Annotated in this window: 16 protein-coding genes; 7 read left to right on the top strand and 9 right to left on the bottom strand. The window is 53.2% G+C overall.

All coding sequences use genetic code 11. The features are described 5' to 3' along the window. Positions 1-17: 17 nt before the first annotated feature. The gene (locus tag G549_RS0110855; RefSeq protein ID WP_027835047.1) at positions 18-785 is read right to left on the bottom strand and encodes a motility protein A; all 768 of its coding nucleotides are present in this window, start codon (positions 783-785) and stop codon (positions 18-20) included. Positions 786-1,042: 257 nt separating this feature from the next. On the opposite strand from G549_RS0110855, the gene G549_RS0110850 reads away from it, so the two are divergent. Next, a complete protein-coding gene (locus G549_RS0110850) occupies positions 1,043-2,266 on the top strand; it encodes an outer membrane beta-barrel protein (RefSeq protein ID WP_027835046.1) in 1,224 nt (407 codons plus the stop codon). Here the strand turns inward: G549_RS0110850 and galU are convergent. Beyond that, a complete protein-coding gene (galU, locus tag G549_RS0110845; protein ID WP_117394963.1) occupies positions 2,253-3,161 on the bottom strand; it encodes a UTP--glucose-1-phosphate uridylyltransferase GalU in 909 nt (302 codons plus the stop codon). The two genes, G549_RS0110850 and galU, sit on opposite strands and share 14 nt — an antisense overlap. A gap of 105 nt (positions 3,162-3,266) precedes the next feature. Here galU and galE point away from each other — a divergent pair, with 105 nt between their 5' ends. Genes galE through G549_RS19960 form a run of 3 tightly spaced genes read left to right on the top strand, consistent with a single transcriptional unit; the run spans position 3,267 to position 6,713 of the window. Continuing rightward, on the top strand, positions 3,267-4,268 hold the full coding sequence (gene galE / locus G549_RS0110840; RefSeq protein WP_027835044.1) for a UDP-glucose 4-epimerase GalE: 1,002 nt from the start codon (positions 3,267-3,269) through the stop codon (positions 4,266-4,268). Positions 4,269-4,308: 40 nt separating this feature from the next. Next, positions 4,309-5,511: a lytic murein transglycosylase gene (locus G549_RS19965; RefSeq protein ID WP_036221910.1), complete on the top strand. Its 1,203-nt coding sequence runs from the start codon at positions 4,309-4,311 to the stop codon at positions 5,509-5,511. A gap of 29 nt (positions 5,512-5,540) precedes the next feature. Then, positions 5,541-6,713 carry an SGNH/GDSL hydrolase family protein gene (locus tag G549_RS19960; protein WP_051213629.1) on the top strand — a complete coding sequence of 391 codons (1,173 nt, stop codon included), beginning with the start codon at positions 5,541-5,543 and terminating at the stop codon, positions 6,711-6,713. A 9-nt stretch (positions 6,714-6,722) separates the two neighbouring features. Here G549_RS19960 and G549_RS0110825 read toward each other — a convergent pair whose 3' ends face one another. The 3 genes from G549_RS0110825 to G549_RS0110810 form a co-directional block, all read right to left on the bottom strand. Next, a complete protein-coding gene (locus G549_RS0110825) occupies positions 6,723-8,150 on the bottom strand; it encodes a glutamate synthase subunit beta (protein ID WP_027835043.1) in 1,428 nt (475 codons plus the stop codon). A gap of 14 nt (positions 8,151-8,164) precedes the next feature. Next, on the bottom strand, positions 8,165-12,877 hold the full coding sequence (gltB, locus tag G549_RS19955; protein WP_084634122.1) for a glutamate synthase large subunit: 4,713 nt from the start codon (positions 12,875-12,877) through the stop codon (positions 8,165-8,167). A 452-nt stretch (positions 12,878-13,329) separates the two neighbouring features. Then, entirely contained in the window at positions 13,330-13,797 is a 468-nt protein-coding gene (locus G549_RS0110810; RefSeq protein WP_027835042.1) for an Hsp20 family protein, read from the bottom strand. Positions 13,798-14,245: 448 nt separating this feature from the next. Between G549_RS0110810 and G549_RS0110805 the strand changes: the two genes are divergently transcribed. Then, complete coding sequence (locus tag G549_RS0110805) at positions 14,246-15,220, top strand: alpha/beta fold hydrolase (RefSeq protein WP_051213628.1); 975 nt, start codon at positions 14,246-14,248, stop codon at positions 15,218-15,220. Next, the gene (locus tag G549_RS0110800; protein WP_027835040.1) at positions 15,217-15,768 is read left to right on the top strand and encodes a putative glycolipid-binding domain-containing protein; all 552 of its coding nucleotides are present in this window, start codon (positions 15,217-15,219) and stop codon (positions 15,766-15,768) included. Before G549_RS0110805 ends, G549_RS0110800 begins: the two co-directional genes overlap by 4 nt. Here G549_RS0110800 and hisN read toward each other — a convergent pair. Continuing rightward, positions 15,765-16,586, bottom strand: a complete 822-nt coding sequence (gene hisN / locus G549_RS0110795) for a histidinol-phosphatase (protein WP_210162418.1) — start codon at positions 16,584-16,586, stop codon at positions 15,765-15,767. The two genes, G549_RS0110800 and hisN, sit on opposite strands and share 4 nt — an antisense overlap. Before the next feature lie 286 nt (positions 16,587-16,872). After that, complete coding sequence (locus G549_RS19950) at positions 16,873-17,694, bottom strand: N-formylglutamate amidohydrolase (protein WP_051213690.1); 822 nt, start codon at positions 17,692-17,694, stop codon at positions 16,873-16,875. A gap of 259 nt (positions 17,695-17,953) precedes the next feature. On the opposite strand from G549_RS19950, the gene cpdR reads away from it, so the two are divergent. Beyond that, the gene (gene cpdR / locus G549_RS0110785; protein WP_027835038.1) at positions 17,954-18,313 is read left to right on the top strand and encodes a cell cycle two-component system response regulator CpdR; all 360 of its coding nucleotides are present in this window, start codon (positions 17,954-17,956) and stop codon (positions 18,311-18,313) included. Here cpdR and G549_RS0110780 read toward each other — a convergent pair. Then, positions 18,310-19,284 (bottom strand): alpha/beta fold hydrolase, encoded by a 975-nt coding sequence (locus tag G549_RS0110780; RefSeq protein WP_084634121.1) that lies wholly within the window; start codon positions 19,282-19,284, stop codon positions 18,310-18,312. The two genes, cpdR and G549_RS0110780, sit on opposite strands and share 4 nt — an antisense overlap. After that, positions 19,266-20,129 carry a fatty acid desaturase family protein gene (locus tag G549_RS0110775; protein ID WP_027835036.1) on the bottom strand — a complete coding sequence of 288 codons (864 nt, stop codon included), beginning with the start codon at positions 20,127-20,129 and terminating at the stop codon, positions 19,266-19,268. The genes G549_RS0110780 and G549_RS0110775 overlap by 19 nt, the downstream gene beginning before the upstream one ends. Positions 20,130-20,149: the final 20 nt, after the last annotated feature.

Below are 20,149 nucleotides of genomic sequence, written 5' to 3'. Positions count from 1 at the left end.
ATACTCGATATTGCGCCTTAGGCGGCATCTTCAAGATGATCGCGCTGCGTTTCAGGCAGATAGGCGGTCAACATTTGTGTGATTAGGGCGGGGCTTTTGCCATCGCGAATCGACATGATGCCATCGATGATCAAGGTTTGGTTGATCTCTTCCATTTCCAATTTGGACAGGAGTTTGTCGGAGACGGGCAAGCACACCAAGTTGGCCAACACTGCGCCATACATTGTGGTCAACAACGCGACCGCCATGGCTGGGCCTATGGCTGATGGGTCTTCCATGTTTGCCAACATTTGAACAAGACCGACCAACGTGCCGATCATGCCAAAGGCGGGGGCCGCATCGCCCAGGCTTTTAAAAACGCGTTGGCCTTCTGACAGGCGACTAATGTAATGATCGCGCTCAAGCTCCATCGCCTCGCGGATGAAAACAGCGTCGTAGCCATCGGCAATATATTGTGCGCCTTTGCGCAAATTGGGCTCATCCACCTCAACATTTTCCAGCCCCAGTGGGCCAGACCGCCGAACAATATCGCCCATTTCGGCAATTTTCTCGATCAGTTCACGCGGATCGACTTTCTTGTGGGTGAAGGCGACTTTGCCCCCGGTTGCAAATGCACTGATGACACCCGCAATCGGAAAGCGAATAAGAGTTGCGGCGAGACCACCGCCCAAAACGATCAAAATGGAGGGTGGATCGACAAATTGTCCAAACGAGCCCCCCATAAAAATGGCCAGTCCAATAAACGCGGCACCGGCAATCATGCCAAGTATTGTGGCTAAATCCATGCGACCCTACTCCTTACTGCAACCCCGAACGGGCGCTAGGTCAATCTGGTGCCAGTCTAACCCGTTAAGGCTAATCAGCTGTTAATGACGAGATATATGGACGTAAAATTTACGTGATGAAAATTGTGCTTAAAAGTGAAGTACTTGCGGTCAATTTTTGGGGTGAATAGTTGGTTCTCTTCAACGCTTCATTAACCATAAAACGTCATGATTGATGCAGTTATTTTTCCGAACCTTGAGTGAAGTTGATCTGCCACATGCTGCCGTCCCCAAGCATTAAACTGCCTCTTTACGGTGCCATGAAAGGCACGCCCTCAGCGTTGGTTGTCGGCTGCTGCATGGTGGGCACTTTTGTGTTTTATTCGGCGGCGCCGGCTTCAGCCCAGGACTTGCTTTATCCCTTCGATCTTTCGACCAGTTTGAGCCTGCGCGGTGGTTATGAGATGAAAGATGGCGAAGGCCAGAACTTTTTTGAAGCGATCCCTTCGATCAGTGCCACGCGCGCAGATGAAGACTGGACCTTATCGGGCAGTGCATCGGCGACCATCGACAAATATCAAGCAGAGAATGGCGGGGTGCGTGGCGTTAATTTGGATGGTGCTGTTGAGTATCAATTGAGCCGACAAACCAGTTTTGATGCTGCTGTGTCGTACAGTCTTGATTTGCCGCGGCTTAACAACGACGACTTGCCTGACGATGTGGCCGAAGCGCCGTTGAGCCAAGATTTTGGCGCGCGGGCAACGCTGGCCCATCAATTCAACAAAACGGGGCTGGAAGGTCGGGTCGGGATTGCGCGTTCGCAAACGGGACCAACCAAGCTGGATGATGACAGCTTGGTCGACAACTCAGATCAGAACAGTTGGGCGTTTTCTGCTGGCGGACGGGCAAGCCGCGAGATCACCCCAATAGTGAGTGTCTTTTACGATGGTGAGGTCAGCCGTTCAATTTACGACCAAGCCTCGGCCGTGCTTTCCGCCAAGCGTGACGGGTGGACCTTTGACAATCGCCTTGGTGTTTCCGCGGCCTTTAAGGACCGGTTGAGCGGTGAAATTTCGGTGGGACAATTGCGTCGCACTTATGATGACGCCAGTTTAGACAATGTTTTGACCACCTCTTATGGCGCGGCTATCACCTATCAACTGGGCAACAGCGCGTCGCTTGAAGTAAATGCAGGAACCGCGCTTAGCCCGGCGACCATTCCTGGCGAGCCGACAAAAATTACAGACAATTTGTCAATTGGATTTAGCCAGCAGATCAATGATCGGGTTGGCTATAGCCTGTCGACTGAGTTCGGACGCGAGCATTATCAAGGCAGCGACCGCACGGCGGGCCAATTTGGAATTGGCTTGGAAGCGACCTATTTGATCAATAGTTATGCAACTGCTTATGCTGGTTACAGCTATGAAGTGAGCGAAGATAGCGTTGATGGCGGCAGCCGGACCAACGCCATCGAGGCGGGTCTTCGGTTTACGCGTCCTTGATCAGACCTTTGAGGCCTTCGTAGTCGATGGCCTGTAATTCGCGTTGAAAACCTTCGGCAATGTCCGGCCGGTCCAAAGCAAACACCACATTGGCGGTGAGAAAGCCGATCTTTGACCCACAGTCAAAGCTTTGGCCTTTATATTTTACGCCGGTGAATTTTTGCTTTTCCATCAAAGTGCCCATGGCGTCAGTGATTTGAATTTCACCGCCTGCACCTTTGGATTGATTGGCGATCAGGTCAAAGATTTCGGGTTGCAGGATATAGCGGCCAGAGATGATCAGGTTAGATGGCGCATCTTCCTTCGCGGGTTTTTCCACCATTTGCGTGATGTCAAAACCTTCATCCGGCCCGTCGCCGCGCCCCACAATGCCATATGAGCTGACTTCTTCGGGGTCGATTTCTTCCACAGCGATGACGTTGCCGCCATTCTCATTATAGCTGTTCATCATTTGGCTGAGGACACCCGGTTCCGCCCGCATCAACATATCTGGCAGCAGCAAGGCGAAGGGCTCATTGCCCACAATATCGCGTGCGCACCACACCGCATGGCCAAGGCCGAGCGGCTCTTGCTGTCGGGTGAAGCTGGTTTGTCCGGGCTTTGGCAAGCCTTCGTCCAGCATTTTCAACATGTCGTGTTTTTTGCGCTGGTGCAGGGTGATCTCCAATTCGACCTGCTTGTCGAAATGGTCTTCAATCACTCCCTTATTGCGGCCTGTGACAAACACGAAATGCTCGATCCCGGCTTCGCGTGCCTCGTCGACGGCATATTGGATCAATGGCTTATCCACCACCGGCAACATTTCTTTCGGCATGGCTTTGGTGGCGGGCAGAAAACGTGTGCCCAAGCCAGCAACAGGAAACACTGCGGTACGTACTTTTTTTGCCAATTTTATCCCCTATCGTCTTTATTTACACGCAAAAATAGGTGCGTCTAAAGCTATTCGCAACCCTTTGCCAGTTAGATGGCAACAGATTAGAATTCAGTTAAGGGGCAAAAAATGAGCGTTTTGGTCACGGGTGGTGCCGGTTATATCGGCGGCCACATGGTGCTTCATTTGGTGGATGAAGGCGAAAAAGTGGTGGTATTGGACAATCTGATCACAGGTTTTCAATGGGCCATTGACGACCGCGCCATGTTCGTTGAAGGCCATGCGGGCGACACGGAATTAGTGGAAGAGTTGATCAAAACCCACAATATCAAATCGATTCTGCACTTTGCCGGATCAATTGTGGTGCCCGAATCGGTGGAAAATCCGCTGAAATATTATCAAAACAACACCGCGACCACGCGTAATCTGATTGATGCAGCTGTGCGGGGGGGCGTTGAACATTTCATCTTCTCATCAACAGCGGCTGTTTATGGCATGACCGGCAACGAGCCGGTGTTTGAAGATGCGCAGCTGAACCCGATGTCTCCTTATGGCCGATCCAAGCTGATGAGTGAAATGATGTTGCAAGATGTTGCTTCGGCGCATCCGCTGCGCTTCGGCGTGTTGCGCTATTTCAATGTGGCGGGGGCCGATCCGAAAGGACGGTTGGGCCAATCCACCCCGCGCGCGACGCATTTGATCAAGGTGGCCTGCCAGGCCGCGCTCGGCCAACGCGATGAAATGCAAATTTTCGGCACCGATTATGACACGCCCGATGGCACCGCGTTGCGTGACTATATTCATGTGAGTGATCTGGTGGCGGCGCATGGCTTATTGTTGAATTACTTGCGCGATGGCGGCCTTTCGACCACGCTCAACTGTGGTTATGGCCGTGGCTATAGCGTGCGTGAGGTGGTGGATACCGTGAAAAAAGTCACTGGCGTTGATTTCACCGCGCAAGAGACCGAGCGACGTGCCGGCGATCCGGCAGCGGTTGTGGCCGGGGCAGATCGGGTGCGTTCAATGCTAGGGTGGACCCCACAATATGATGATTTGAATGGCATTGTGAACAATGCCTATGCGTGGGAAAAATATCTTTTGACCCGCAATGACCGCCCGGAAATCGCCTAAATAAAAGAGCATCATTGGTGCGGGTAAACAGGGGATATTCATGTTTTTACGCGCATTGATGGTTTTAAGTTTTTTGCTGGTGCCGCAGCTTGGCTTTGCGGCACCGCAGCAAAGTTTTTCCGATTTTATACAAAGTTTTGAACGTCGCGCTGTGGCCGAAGGTGTGTCGCGCGATTTTTATCGCCGTGTCACAAAAGGGCTGACACCGGACCCCAAAATTAAAGCCGCGCAGGCCAGCCAGCCGGAATTCGAACGCCCGATCTGGGATTATATTGATAAGCGGGTGAGTGCGGCGAAGATCAAGCAGGGGCAGCAAAAGTACCGGGCCAACAAAGCCATATTCGACCGCGTGTCGGCACAATATGGCGTGGACCCGTATGTGCTGGCGGCCATTTGGGGCATTGAAACCAATTACGGCACCATCATGAGCCATGATGTGTATTTTAAGCCTGTGTTGCGGTCGCTGTTTTCGTTGGTGCATCAACGCCGCGGGCGGGTTGAGGCCGACGCAAAGGAATTGTTGTTGGTGCTCAAATTGATGCAGGCGGGCAAAATGCCGGTAGATCAAAAAGGGTCCTGGGCCGGGGCCATGGGCCATTTGCAAATCATGCCTACCGCCTACAGCAAACTGGCGGTTGATTTTGACGGTGACGGCAAGATCGATGTGCACAATTCTTTAGCGGACGCGCTGGCCTCTTCAGCGCGATGGTTGCTTTCGCTTGGCTATGTGCCGGGTGAGGATTGGGGCATGGAGGTTGAGCTGCCCAACGGCTTTGATTATCGCTTGGCAGGCCGCGACCAATTGCGCACCGTGGGGTTCTTTGCGCAACGCGGGGTACAGCGGGTGGCTGGACGCCAGTTTGGCGATCTTGATCAGCCTGTGTTCCTTTATGTGCCGGCCGGGAAAAACGGACCTAAATTTTTGATGGGCCGAAATTATTTGGCGTTCAAAGGCTATAATTTTGCCGACTCATATGCCCTTACCGTGGCGCATTTGACTGATCGATTGAAGGGGGTGGGGCCGTTTGCCAATGACTGGCCGCGCGATGCAACATTCCTCAACCGGCAACAGCGGGTGGCGCTACAGGAAAAACTGAAGCAATTGGGCTATTATCGCGGCGGAGTGGATGGTCGGCTTGGGCCGATCAGCCAGAAGGCTTTGCGGGCGTGGCAGGCAGATGCCGGGCTGGTGGTGGATGGCTTTGCCACCAAACAGGTTTTTGATGTGCTGATGGCGCAATGATGTGCTAAATCAAAATTATGAGCTATAGAATGCGCGCACTTTGGATGGTGGTTTTGTTGGCCTTGGCGTTGCCCATGGCAGCAACAATGGCACCGCATCCGGCATTTGCCGAAGAACGTATTCAAGTGGCGCAGAACAATAGCGGCGAACGACGCACGCTTTTTGATATTTTGTTTGGCCGCAACAAAAAAGAAAAACCAGCACCACAACCGCAACGGACCACGCCACAGCGCAGTTCGCCCAGTGTGGTGGCACCCGCCAAGGTTAAAACCATTGAAAAAGCGCCGGATGCAACACGGCTGTTGGTGATCGGGGATGGCCTGTCGATCGATCTGGCCAAAGGCTTGGATCGGTTTTACGCCGAAGACCCGCAGCTCAAGATTTTGGGTGCCGGTGTGGGGTCGTCGGGTTTTGTGCGTGACGACTATTATGATTGGAACGAGGCCATCGAAGAACGGCTTGCCGAAGATGACTTTGACATGGTCGTGGTGGCCATCGGGACCAATGATCGACAAGTCATTCGCACCGACAAGGGGGTGTTCGACCCGCTGACGGAAGAATGGCGCGCCGCGTATAGAGATCGGCTGGCGCAGTTTTTGTCTCAATTGAAAGCCGCGAACAAGCCGGTTGTTTGGGTTGGCCTGCCGCCCATGCGATCAAATTCTTATAGTTCGGCCATGAGCCAAATCTCGTCCATCCATCGGTTGGTGGCGTTCGAGTTTGGCGTGGAATTTGTCGATATTTATGAGCGGTTTGTGGATGAGGATGGCAATTACACGGCCTATGGCCCAGACCTGAATGGCCAAAATGCGCAAATGCGCAAGGGTGATGGCATTCACCTGACAGCGCGCGGCAATGATAAGCTGGCCTTTTTTGTCGATAAATCGATCAAGACTTTCTATCGCGGCGGCAGTGTGACCATCGCGGTGGCAGACCCGTTGGCGAATAGCGACGCGGCCCAATTGCAGCGGCCACCTTTTCAGGGCTTGAGTCAAGTGCGGATGTTGGAAGTGGCAGGTATTGTGCGCCCCTTGGGCGAAAAGCCACGGGCCGATGCCGGCGGCTTGGTGGTGAAATCAGCACAATCCACACCCGCCGTGCGGCTAGAACAATTGATGGAAGCCCCGATTGGGCGCGCAGATGCGTTTGGGGTGGGTGTTGATTTGGCAGCTGAGGACGAATTGCCCCAGCTGCCTCAATAAGCGTTGGACTTAACGCGGCAAATCGGTGCCGCCCATCAAATCCATATCGATTGCGCGGGCCGCTTGACGCCCTTCCCGAATGGCCCAAACCACCAAGGATTGGCCTCGACGCATATCACCTGCGGCATACACGCCGTCAACTGATGTGCGATAGGACAGGGTGTCCGCAAAAAGGTTTTTGCGTGGGTCGAGATCAGCCCCCAATTCGGCCAGCAAGCCCTCTTGCAAGGGGTGGGCAAAGCCAATGGCCATCAGCACCAAATCGGCACGCAGAATAAACTCACCATCTTTGATGGGGTCGCGGTTTTCATCCACGCGTGTGCATTTCACGCCCGTTACATGGCCCAAATCATTGCCGATAATTTCAACCGTTGCCGATTGGAATTCGCGGTTGGCACCTTCGGCCTGCGAAGATGATGTGCGCAGCTTGATGGCCCAGTGTGGCCAAGAGGTGAGCTTATCTTCGGTTTTTGGCGGCTCGGGGCGAATATCCAATTGCGTTACGGAAACGGCACCTTGACGGAACGCAGTGCCCACGCAGTCTGATGCGGTGTCACCGCCACCAATCACGACAACTTTCTTGCCATTGGCCAAGATTGGCGCTTCGTCGCCAATATCTTCGCCGCTGACGCGTTTATTCTGCTGCGTGAGATAAGGCATGGCGAAATGCACGCCGCCCAGATCCTGGCCAGCACAACCTGGATCGCGGGGATGCTCTGCGCCGCCAGAAAGCAACACGGCGTCGTGGTTCTTTCTGAGGTTGGCAAACGAGCGTGTCACGCCGATATTCTCATTGTAATGGAAGATTACGCCTTCGGCTTCCATCTGCTCGACGCGCCAATCAATGTGGTGCTTTTCCATTTTGAAGTCAGGAATGCCATAGCGTAGCAACCCGCCCGCTTTGGCCTCGCGCTCATAGAGATGCACTTCATGCCCAGCGCGCGCCAATTGTTGCGCGGCGGCCATGCCTGCAGGACCAGAGCCAATGATGGCTACTTTTTTGCCCGTCTTTTTCTCGGCGATTTCTGGCTTTAGCCAGCCATTTTTGATGGCGCGGTCGGCGATGGTTTGCTCAATGGTTTTGATGGTGACAGGGGCGTCTTCCAAATTGAGCGTGCATGCCTCTTCACAAGGTGCGGGGCAGATGCGGCCCGTAAACTCCGGGAAATTGTTGGTGGAGTGAAGGTTCTCTGATGCTTCTTCCCAATCACGCTGATAAACCAAATCGTTCCAATCGGGGATCTGGTTGTTGACCGGGCAGCCCGTATTGCCATGGCAATAAGGAATGCCGCAATCCATGCAGCGTGATGCCTGCCGCACAATCTCGCCCTCGGTGAGGGGGACCGTGAATTCATTGTAGTGCCGCACGCGATCTGAGGCTGGCTCATAGCGCGCTTCTTGACGATCGATTTCGAGGAAACCTGTGTGCTTACCCATAGTCAATTCCTCCTTTACGCGCTTTGATTTTGATCTTCAGTGTTCATGCGGGCCTGTTCCATTTCCAAAATGGCGCGGCGATATTCCACCGGCATCACTTTGACGAACTTGCTGCGATAGTCTTCCCAATTGTCCAAAATCAATTTGGCGCGGGAAGAGCCTGTGTAGTGCAGATGGTTTGAGATCAGCTGATAGAGCCGCTCGTCATCATGCTTGGTCATGTCGCCGGAAATGTCCACGCGGCCATGCCATTCAATGTCGCCACCGTGATGATGGTGTTCGCGCATTAGATCTTCTTCTTCCAAAACAGGCTCCAGATCGACCATAGCCAGGTTGCAGCGTGAGCGGAATGTTTTGTCTTCGTCCAACACATAGGCCACGCCACCGGACATGCCTGCCGCAAAGTTACGGCCTGTATCCCCGATCACGACAACCACGCCGCCAGTCATATATTCACAGCCATGGTCACCCAAGCCTTCGACAACGGCGATGGCACCAGAGTTCCGCACGGCAAAGCGCTCGCCAGCAAAACCACGGAAATAGCATTCGCCAGAAATGGCGCCATAAAGCACCGTGTTGCCAACAATGATTGAGCGTTCCGGCACGATATTGGCATTTTCTGGGGGACGCACCACAATGCGGCCGCCTGAAAGGCCTTTGCCCACATAGTCATTTGCTTCGCCTTGCAGATCAAAGCTGATGCCATTGGTGAGGAAGGCGCCAAAGGCTTGTCCTGCGATGCCTTTAAGGTTCACCGCGATGGTGTCCTCTGGCAGGCCCTGCAAGCCATATTTCATGGCGACAGCGCCGGACAACATGGCACCTGCTGAACGGTTCTTCGACTTGATGTCGATGTCAAAGTTCACCGCTTCGCCTTTTTCCAAAGCGGGCTTGGCATTTTTGATCAATTGCTTGTCCAAAATGTCCTCAAGGCCGTGGTCCTGCAATTGTGAGTGATAATAGGTATCGCCCTCATGCAGTTCTGGCTTGTAGAGCAGTTTTGACAGATCAATGCCCTGCGCTTTGTCGTGCGGCACGTCTTTACGCTGTTGCAACAGCTCGGTGCGGCCAACCAAATCCTGGATGGTTTTGACGCCCAATTGAGCCATCAATTGGCGCAACTCTTCAGCCACATAGAAGAAGTAGTTCACCACATGCTCTGGCGTGCCCTTAAACCGCTTGCGCAATTCAGGATCCTGCGTCGCGATGCCCACGGGGCAGGTGTTGAGGTGGCACTTACGCATCATCAAGCAGCCTGCGGCAATCAATGGTGCGGTGGCAAAGCCAAATTCGTCCGCGCCCAAAATGGCGCCGATCAATACATCGCGGCCGGTCTTAAAGCCGCCATCCACTTGCAACTTCACGCGTGAACGCAGGCGATTGAGCACCAAGGTCTGGTGGGTTTCGGCCAAGCCGATTTCCCAAGGCGAGCCCGCATGCTTGATGGAGGTGAGCGGCGAAGCGCCGGTGCCGCCATCAAAGCCGGAGATGGTGATGTGATCCGCATGGGCTTTCGCCACACCTGCGGCCACTGTGCCAACGCCGAGCTCAGACACGAGCTTGACCGAAATATCGGCCACTGGGTTCACGTTTTTCAAATCATAGATCAGCTGGGCCAAATCTTCGATTGAGTAAATGTCGTGGTGTGGTGGCGGTGAAATCAAGCCCACGCCCGGAGTTGAGTGCCGGGTTTGCGCGATGACAGCGTCCACTTTGTGGCCAGGCAATTGCCCGCCTTCGCCGGGCTTTGCGCCCTGCGCCACTTTAATCTGGATCATATCTGAATTGACCAGATAATCGGTGGTCACGCCGAAACGACCTGACGCGACCTGCTTGATGGCAGACCGTTCAGGGTTGCGGCTGCCATCTGGCATGGGGTTATACCGATCAGGCTCTTCGCCGCCTTCACCCGTGTTGGACTTGCCGCCAATCTTGTTCATGGCGATGGCCAACGAGGTATGGGCTTCGCGCGAAATCGAGCCGAAGGACATGGCACCTGTTGAAAAGCGCTTTACGATTTCCACAGCGGGTTCAACCTGATCAATGTCGATTGGCTTGCCCGCAGGGGCCAGCTCAAACATCGAGCGAATGGTCAAAAGCTGTTCGGACGCATCGTTCACCGCTGTGGCAAAGGCATCATATTTTGCCTGCGCCGCTTCTGGCGATTTTTCTGCTGTACGCACGGCGTGTTGCAGATCGGCGATGGTATCGGGCGTCCAAGAGTGCTTTTCGCCGCGAATACGGTAAGCATATTCGCCGCCCACATCGAGGCTGTTTTTCAACACAGCGTCGTTGCCAAAGGCCAACACGTGGCGTTCGGCTGTTTCTTGCGCCACTTCTTTCAGGCCAACGCCTTCAATGGAGGTGCCTGTGCCGAAGAAAAACTTTTTGACAAAATCAGTAGAAAGGCCCACCGCGTCAAAAATTTGTGCGCCGCAATAGGACTGATAGGTCGAAATGCCCATTTTGGACATGATCTTCAACAGGCCTTTGCCTATGGATTTGATGTAGCGGTTGACGCATTCCTGCGCGTCCACTTCAGGTGGGAAATGGCCTTCAGCCTGCATGGCAGAAATGGTTTCAAACGCCAAATATGGGTTGATCGCTTCTGCGCCATAACCAGCCAGCACCGCGAAGTGATGCACTTCACGGGCTTCACCCGTTTCAACAACCAAACCGCACGATGTGCGCAAACCTTTGCGGATCAAATGATGGTGCACGGCGGCCGTGGCCAACAGGGCCGGAATGGCAATGCGGTCATGCGAGATCAGTCGATCGGACAGGATGATAATGTTCATGCCCAAGCGCACGGCGCTTTCGGCACGGTCACAAATGGCCTCAAGGGCCACTTCCATCCAGTCGGCGCCTTTTTCGGCGGCGTAAGTGATGTCGATGGTTTCAGTGATGAATTGGTTATCACCGATGGAGCCGATGGTGCGGACTTTTTCCAGATCCTCATTGGTGAGGATTGGCTGGCGCACTTCCAAGCGCTTGCGCTCTGACAGGCCTTCCAGATCGAACAGGTTTGGCCGCGGGCCGATAAAGGAAATCAGGCTCATGACCGATTCTTCACGGATCGGATCAATTGGTGGGTTGGTGACCTGCGCAAAATTTTGCTGGAAGTAGGAATAGAGCAGCTTTGATTTTGACGACAGCGCGGAAATTGGCGTGTCCGTACCCATAGAGCCCACACCTTCTTGCCCGGTTGTCGCCATCGGCGGCAGCAGGAATTTGATGTCTTCTTGGGTGTAGCCAAATGCTTGCTGGCGATCCAGCAGGCTATCGAAAGGCTGAACGGGCTGGCGGTCAACGCCCGGCGCGTCTTCCAGCACGATCTGGGTGCGGGAGAGCCATTTTTGATATGGATTTTTCTTGGCGAGTTCGGTTTTCACCTCATCGTCAGAAACCATCTTGTTGTTTTCCAAATCAACAAGCAGCATCTTGCCGGGCTGCAAGCGCCATTTTTCAACAATGTCTTCTTCAGGAATGTCCAACACACCTGCCTCTGAGGCGAGGATGATTTGGTTGTTTTTGGTGACGCAATAGCGTGCAGGGCGCAGGCCGTTGCGGTCCAAGGTGGCAGTAATATAGCGCCCATCGGTCATCACCATGGCGGCAGGGCCATCCCATGGTTCCATCAGCGCGGCGTGATATTCATAAAAGGCGCGGCGCTCATCATCCATCAGCGGGTTGCCGGCCCAAGCCTGCGGCACCATCATCATGGCGGCGTGAGGCAATTTATAGCCACCGCGCACGAGGAATTCGAGGGCATTGTCAAAACACGCTGTGTCGGACTGGCCTTCATAAGAGATCGGCCAAATCTTGGTGATGTCTTTGCCAAATTTGTCAGACGCGACGGAGGCTTGGCGCGCAGCCATCCAGTTCACGTTGCCGCGGATGGTGTTGATCTCACCATTGTGGGCGACAAAGCGGTAAGGGTGGGCCAGCTTCCAAGATGGGAACGTGTTGGTGGAGAAGCGTTGGTGCACCAGCGCCAAAGCTGATTTGAAATCTTCGTCCACAAGATCAGGATAGAATGGCCCCAACTGCTCGGCCAAGAACATGCCTTTATAGACAAGGGTGCGTGACGAGAAGGAGACAACATAAAAGCCGTTGTCGTTATCCGCTTCGGGCAGTTCACGATAAATGGTGTTTGAAATCACCTTGCGGGTGATCAGCAATTTGGTTTCAAACTCTTCGTCGCTCAAGCCTTCTGGGCGGGCAACAAAGACTTGTTCGATAATTGGCTGCGTGGCGATCACACCTTCTGACAAGGTGGAATTGTCCATGGGCACTTCACGGGTGCCCAACACTTCAAGGCCCTCAGCGCGGGCGCAATTGATCAGCTTTTCGGCGCATTTGGCTTTCAGTTTTGCATCGTTCGGATAGAACAGCATGGCCACAGCATAATCGCCAGCTTCAGGCAGGTCGAAATCAACGGCCTTGGCCAAAAATTCGTGCGGGATTTGCACCAGCATGCCCGCGCCATCGCCCATCAACGGGTCTGCGCCCACGGCGCCCCGATGGGTCAAATTGATCAGGATTTTCAGGCCTGAGGCCACAATGTCATGGGTCGCGGTATTGTCGATATTGGCAATCAGGCCCAAGCCGCAAGCATCATGCTCATTCTGGGGGTCGTAAAGCCCCACAGGTTTGGGGCGGCCATTTGCTGTTTTGGCGGAATCTACCCGCACGTCACGCAAAGCTTGGTCATTCTTTTTGGCCATAAGCCCCTCCTAAAGGTCATACATATCTCGCGCGGGGGCGCGAAATTTGGGTCAGGTTTTTATATGCAGTGCGTTATGAATCGCATTCACAACGCGCCGTTCGCGACAAGCGCAATTTTTCCTAAAATGGGCGATAGCGATCGTTTGTTGATCTTTTTCGCGCCCAATCGAGCCAATATAGGCTCTCCCCCAGAGTGCTATACACTGCTTATGACACAAAAAATATAAGGCTGTTGCACGAATTGCAACTTGCGCCTTTTGGTCACGCGGTATGGACAGTATTGCTGTCCTATTTTTTCGCGGAGATTATTCGATATCGACTAAAGGAGCAAGGGGGGCGATAAAGTTTTTTTATTGCGCCGGTGGCAAGAGGTTGGGGCAAAATAGAAGCGGGGCGCAACATGTTGTGGTTGCGCCCCGACGATCAGTCAATCTGTTGACGAATTGTCAGCTTAGTTTTTCACTTCGCTTTCAATTTTCTTGGTGTTGTTGTCATCGGCAGAACCGATGGCGATTTTGCGCGGCCGCTTGCTTTCTGGCAGTTCGCGCGCCAGATCAATGTGCAGCAAGCCGTTTTCCAAATCAGCACCACGCACTTCTACATAATCGGCCAGTTTGAACCGACGTTCGAAGGAACGCTCAGCAATGCCGCGATGGAGGAACTCGCGGGCTTGCTCGTCTGTGCTTTGGGATTTTGCGCCCTTAACAATGATCGCGCTTTCTTTGGTCTCGATCACCAGATCCTCACGCGCAAACCCGGCCACAGCCATGGTAATGCGGTAAGTGTCTTCGCCTGTGCGCTCAATATTGTAGGGCGGGAAGGCGTTCGTTTCTTGTGGTGAGAGATCGTCAAGCAGGTTGAATAGGCGATCAAAGCCAACTGTTGAGCGATAGAATGGGGAAAGATCCAATGTGTTCATGACATATTCTCCTTTAGAAGCAATATGAACGGTTCAAGATCCCGATATGGGCATCTTTTCAGTTTCACTTGTCAGCCCCCTAATGGGCCGCTGACATCTATATATTTGGGCGATGATTTTTGGATTTCAAGGGGGCGACGCCCCAAAATGCATTTTCAATAATCTACATTTTTTTCAATGCTTTATTTGATGAACCGAAAATGAATGGGGAATTATAAACTGGTTCAGCCAGTGTTTCATATAGTCAGTTTTGTAAGCCGCAAAACAGTCTGATCACGGCTTGCAACAACCTTAATCGGAACATCATCATCCGCCCCCCGCATGATGTTCCACCCCAATAAGCCAGCAATTTTTAAAATTGCTGGCTTTATTGTTTTCGCCTTGCAACAGCCCCCTATTGCTTCCTAAATGGTGGGGCAAGCACTTCCATGTTCGCCAAGGAGAAAAAATGAACGCGCCGAATAAAGTGATGGGGCCAGAGCTGGCCAACATTCCGAGCAATCCCATTCCATCGGGCGCGCGGGCCGGTTTTTTCAAAACCAGAGACAATGTGAAGCTGCGGTATGCGTTGTGGCCCCGATTGGGCAACAAAAATAAGGGTACGATTTGTTTGGTGCAGGGGCGCACGGAATATATCGAGAAATATTTTGAGACGATTTATGATTTTCAGCAGCGGGGATTTTCGGTCGCGACATTTGATTGGCGCGGGCAAGGCGGTTCCGATCGGCTGATCGCCAATCCGAAATTGGGTCATGTGGAAGATTTTAATGACTATGTCGCGGATCTTGTCAGCTTTCACGCTGATATTTTGCTGCCCGATTGTCCGCCGCCATTCTATCTGGTCGGGCATTCGATGGGCGGGCTTGCCTCTTTGTTCGCGGCAACCCGTGATCGGTTGATGTTTGAACGTGTGTTTTTGAGCGCGCCGATGGTCTCTTTGGACCTGGGGGTCAGCATATCGACCGGCAAGAACTTGGTGCAATTACTGAAGTTTTTCGGGGCGGGGCATGTGCCGATGCAGCCGTGGAAATTTCCGCGGCCCAGCGCCAAAACCTTTCCCGGCAATGAGCTGACTTCAGACCATGGGCGCTATATGCGGATGGTAAAGACGCTGGATCACCGACCCGACTTGTTGATTGCAGCGCCCACAGTGGGGTGGACCGCGGCGAGCTTGGTGGCCATGGAAAAGGCCGGCGCGCCTGAATTTGGCCAGAAAGTGAAATTACCCGTGCTGATGCTGGCCGCGGCCAATGATCGGGTGGTCTCCACCTCCGCCATTGAGCATTTGGGCATGAGCATGCGCACGGGCCGCCACGCGGTGTTGCCCAATGCGCGGCATGAGATTTTCATGGAGAATGATGGGTTGCGGGCACAGGCTTTCGCGGCCTTTGATGCCTTTATCACGGAGCAGGGGCGAACATGAGCACACATCATCACCAACTGGGTTGGCGCCATCTTGAAGCCGAGGGGCTTGAGCGGGTGCAAGTCAATTTCACCCCAACCCTGATCGATGTGGCGGGGCGAGTGATTGGTCACTCACAAGGTGAGGCGTTTGCGCTGGATTATGCTCTTGAGCTGGATGCCGATTGGCAATTGCTGCGTGCAGATTTGCGGCTGCTTGATGGTCACCAGCTTTCCTTGCGTCGCTCAGATGCGGGGCATTGGCTTAATGGGTATGAAGTGCGCGTGCCCGCGCTGGATGGTGCTGTCGATATAGATATATTTGCGACGCCCTTTACCAACAGCTTGCCGATTAATCGCAAAAATCTGGCTGAGGGCGAGGCGGCGACAACTGACGTGATCTATATTGCCGATCTTGAGCTTGACCCCGTTATGGCGCAGCAAAAATATTTGCGCACCGGGGCGCAAAGCTATGCCTATGAGAGCGTGACAACCGGATATAAAACGCAATTTGAGGTGGATGCACACGGCTATGTGCGCACCTATCCCCATTTGTTTGAGCGGGTTTAGTCTGTCGCCAGCGGTTGCAAATAGGCCAAAGCGGCTTCGTAAATTTCCTGATTGGCTGCAGCGATAACCTGGCCACCATTTGCCGCAGATTTGCCTGACCATGTGGTGACGATGCCGCCCGCCTCTTCAATGAGCGGGATCATGGCCGCGATATCAACATTTTTGAGGCCTTCTTCGACAACAAGCTCGCCGTGGCCGGTGGCCAACATGGCATAGCCATAACAATCCAAACCATAGCGGGCCAGTTTAACTTCTGCTTCCAGTCGGTCATAGGCGGCGCCCGTTTCGGCGCTTAAAAAGATGCGGGGCGACGTGGTGAACATGCGGGCGTCATCAAGTTGCGTGATTTGGCTGGTTCTAAGCGGCGTTTGCGTTTCGCCGCGCTGCAGTTCGGCGGTTTCGCCCTGAATGGCGATGAAGTTTTCGCCAATATGAGGTTGGCTCATCAAGCCCGCAATTGGTGTGCCTTTATAGGTCAGCGCGATCAGCGTGCCCCACACCGGCAGGCCGGTGATAAAGGCGCGGGTGCCGTCAATCGGGTCAATGACCCAATTAAACGGGCTATCGCTTTGCTGGTCTATCATTTCTTCACCGCTAATCCCGTGATTCGGAAAATAGGCGTTTATGACTGTGCGGATCGCTGCCTCGGCTTGGGTGTCCGCTTCGGTGACCGGATCGAAGCCCTGAAGAAGCTTGTTTTCCACAGCAATGCCTTTGCGGAAAAAGGATGTCGTGATTTTGGCGGCCTCGAACGCAGCTTCCAACATTAGCGCATTGATTTCGCTCGCCTTTATTTCGCTTTTCCAGCCCGGATTCATACGTTTTATCTGCCTTTTATTTGCTGCTGTGCCATAAAAATACAATTGTTAACAAATTGTACACTTTTTGAAACTAACTTAGATTTTGAGACAACTTGCAATTATTAAGACTTTTCTAAATAATCGTAGTTGTATCGATTGCAGTTCGGGGTCGATCAGTTCTCCCCAGTAATTGCATGATGCATAAGCGGCTCGCCAATTGACAGCTTTGAGCTGCTGACGTTTCCTCCCTTGACTTTGGGCCGCTTTGGCGGCCCCTTTTTCGCGACAGGCTCTGATTTGGGGTTTATTCGGCGGCGAGCTTTTGATCAAGCAATTCGTTCAAATCCAAACGCGCGTAAAGCGCGATCAGCTTTTGCAGGATCGTTTGAATGGCCGCAAAGTTTTCGGATTTTTCCAAAGTAACTTCATTCATATAGAGGTGACGGCCAATTTCGATTTGCAGCGCATGGATATTGTTGTGCGGCTGGCCATAGGCCTTGGTGACGAAACCGCCCGCATAAGGGCGGTTGCGGGCCACTTTCAGGCCTGCGGTGGTGAATAAAGTATCCGTCAGTTCCACCAAAATTGGATGGCACGCGCTGCCGTGGCGGTCGCCCAAAACGATATCAGGGGCATTTGCATTGCCGGATTTATCGAGATTGGGCATGGAATGACAATCAATCAGCACGCCGACGCCAAATCGATTAAGCGTTTGGGTGAGCAAGGTTTGCAACGTGTTGTGGTAGGGCTTGTAAATGCCCTCAATGCGCATCATCGCATCATCATGGCTTAGCTTTTCACGATAGATGGGTTTGCGCTCTGCCACGATTTTCGCGATTGTGCCCAAGCCAGCGGCAACGCGTGGCGATGCGGTGTTGTAATTGGGGGCCAATGGCTCGTGAAACATTTTGGGGTCAAGCTCATAGGGCTCGCGGTTCACGTCCAAATAGGCGCGCGGGAAGTGCGCACGCAACATCAGGGCGCCCATATGGGGTGCGCGTTCAAACAATTCATCGACATAGGCGTCTTCAGATTGGCGGATAGACAAATTATCCAGCCGCGTCATGTCCAAAAAACGTTGCGGATAGTCGCGTCCTGAATGGGCCGAGTTAAACACAAACGGCATGCGCTGCAGGCGCGGACGAATGGTTTCAAATGCAGGCCGATCGGCAAAATCTGAGTTCAAACCATTCTCCTGTGAGCTTTGGCGTGAGTTGTTGGTGGCAGCACTTTGTCAGTTTGCCCAAAATGTAACCAAAGGTCCAGTGCAACATGGTGTTTCGTGAAACAATATAATCGTATCAAATTGTAATTACACACTTGATAGGCGCCGGAAATCCGGGCAAAATCGCGAATCAGTGCAATCGGGTTAGGGGTCATCAAGAATGCGTCGCATTTTGCTTGCCGAAGATGATAACGACATGCGTAAGTTTTTAACGCGCGCACTTTCAAGTGCGGGGTATGACGTTGTGGCCTTTGATAATGGTCGTTCGGCATATGAAAAACTGCGCGAGGAGCCTTTCACCTTATTGTTGTCTGATATTGTGATGCCGGAAATGGATGGTATCGAGTTGGCGCGCCGCGCCACCGAGTTGGACCCCGATTTGAAGGTGATGTTTATCACCGGGTTTGCTGCCGTGGCACTTAACCCCGACAGTGAAGCGCCCAAAGACGCTTCTGTTTTATCTAAACCGTTCCATCTGAAAGATCTGGTGGATGAGGTGGAGCGGCTGCTGGCCGCTTAAATTGTTCCGTCGAAATAGGCGCTGATGCGCTGGTGTAGGGGCTGCATGTCCTGGTCTGATGGCATGTGCGCACTTTCCGCAAGGATTTCCATTTCTGCCATGGGCAGGCTTTTTTGCGCGTTTGCCAATGTTGGTGCGTGGGGGAAGACAAAGTCTTTTTGCGCAAAGATTGCGAATGCCGGGGTCACGTCCTGGTTGAAATGGTGCGCGGAGAAGGGGCCCGCGGGTCGATGTCGCCAGAATTCGGTGTAGCGAATAATCGCATCAAAATAATCCAGATTATCTTGTGTCAGGCTGCGCGATAGCGGCCGGGCAATGCGTTTCAGCCAGTCATGGCTGATGGTGGTTTCATCATGAAACGGCCACCAGCGATAAGTCAGCCAATTGGCGGCCAATCCGGCATAGAGCTTCAAATAGGGGAGGCGCGGTGTGAGCCCCGCTGGCACCACCAGCGCTTGCTTGCCCACGCGCTCCGGGGCCATATGTGTCATCTCGAGGGCGATTGATCCGCCAAAGCTGGCGGAGGCGATGCCCACCTTATCCATGCCCAGTTGGTCAAGGACCTCGAAGGCCCATCGGCCGTAGGCGCCCTTTTTGTGTGAGAAAGGACGGTCTTCAGAATGGCCAGGCTGGCCAATCAGGTCAGGGGCAATCAGCAAATGGGTGCGTTGTAGTTCAGCAAAAAACTCCAACATCATGGGGCCTGCAATGGACATGCCAGGCAGGACAAAGATGGGGGGCGCTTCCGGATTGCCAGCAATGCTCAGAAACGTCTGGCCATATGTGGTTGGCACAATCTTGTGGCGGATTGGGAAGGCAAGGCCTTGTATGGATTTCTGGTAGAGAGACCAAATGCGCTGGCGGCCCTTTAAAGACCTGTAAATGGATTTGCGCGGCAATGGCTTGTTTGGATCAAGTCCGGCGAGCAAGGCATGATCAGACGCACGGGCATTCATCGCCCACTGTCCCATGGATTGATAATGGTGATTTTGACGCCGTCCGCCTCAAGGCTTTCGCGCGCTTGCGAGAATAAGGCCTCGTGCGTGAACGAGGGCAGCCGCGGATATTCATGGTGCAAAAAATGATGATTGTTCATCCAGAAGAAGGGGCAAATAACCCATTCCCAAAGCCGTTCACCATGAATGATGCGTGTGGTGCGGGTGCGGTCTGGCGTTTGCTCCGCATCGTGCAGCAGCCGATGAGACGTTGAAATAATGGCCGAGGCGACCGATGCCGGGCCGAGCCATAGGAAGAATGTTTCTATCGGGGCGATGGCCAAAAGTGCCACCAACACCACAAGCTGGAGAATGATTCGAATATAAGCCTTGGTGACGAAGCTAGAGGGCAGCTCTTTATTGTGTGCCGCGCGGATGAACAGTCGCAAATAGTGGAGGGGCACAAACAGGGCCAAAATAAATCCTGTCGCCAGCGAATAGTTTTGCATCCAATAATCGGGGTCGAGCGCTGGATCATTGGTGTTGGAATGATGGCGCAGGTGCAAAAACTTGAAGGTCGGGAAATCATAAAGCAGCATCAATGCGTGAGTATAGCCAACCACTTGATCAAGCCAGTGGTGGGGTCCGCCGCCTGAAATTGTTTTGTGTGAGGCTTCGTGGGCGATGGCGAAGCTGACATGAATGCAAAAAAAGCTGATGATGGTGGCGGCCCAAAGTGGCCAGCTGCCCAACAATGTGGCCATGAGGTTTGTGATAAATATAGTCACAACAACGACCGACACAATTAAGGTTGGCCATGCAATCTTTCGATGATGCGCTTTGAGAATTTCTCGCGCCAATTGCTTATGGTCGGCAGACATTTATCACCCAAATACCCTCA

Origin of the sequence: Maritalea myrionectae DSM 19524 (genome assembly GCF_000423365.1) — a bacterium.
In the GTDB taxonomy this organism is placed as follows: Bacteria; Pseudomonadota; Alphaproteobacteria; order Rhizobiales; family Devosiaceae; genus Maritalea; species Maritalea myrionectae.
Note: the sequence above shows the minus strand (reverse complement) of the source record. Positions and strands in the feature narration are given on the sequence as shown.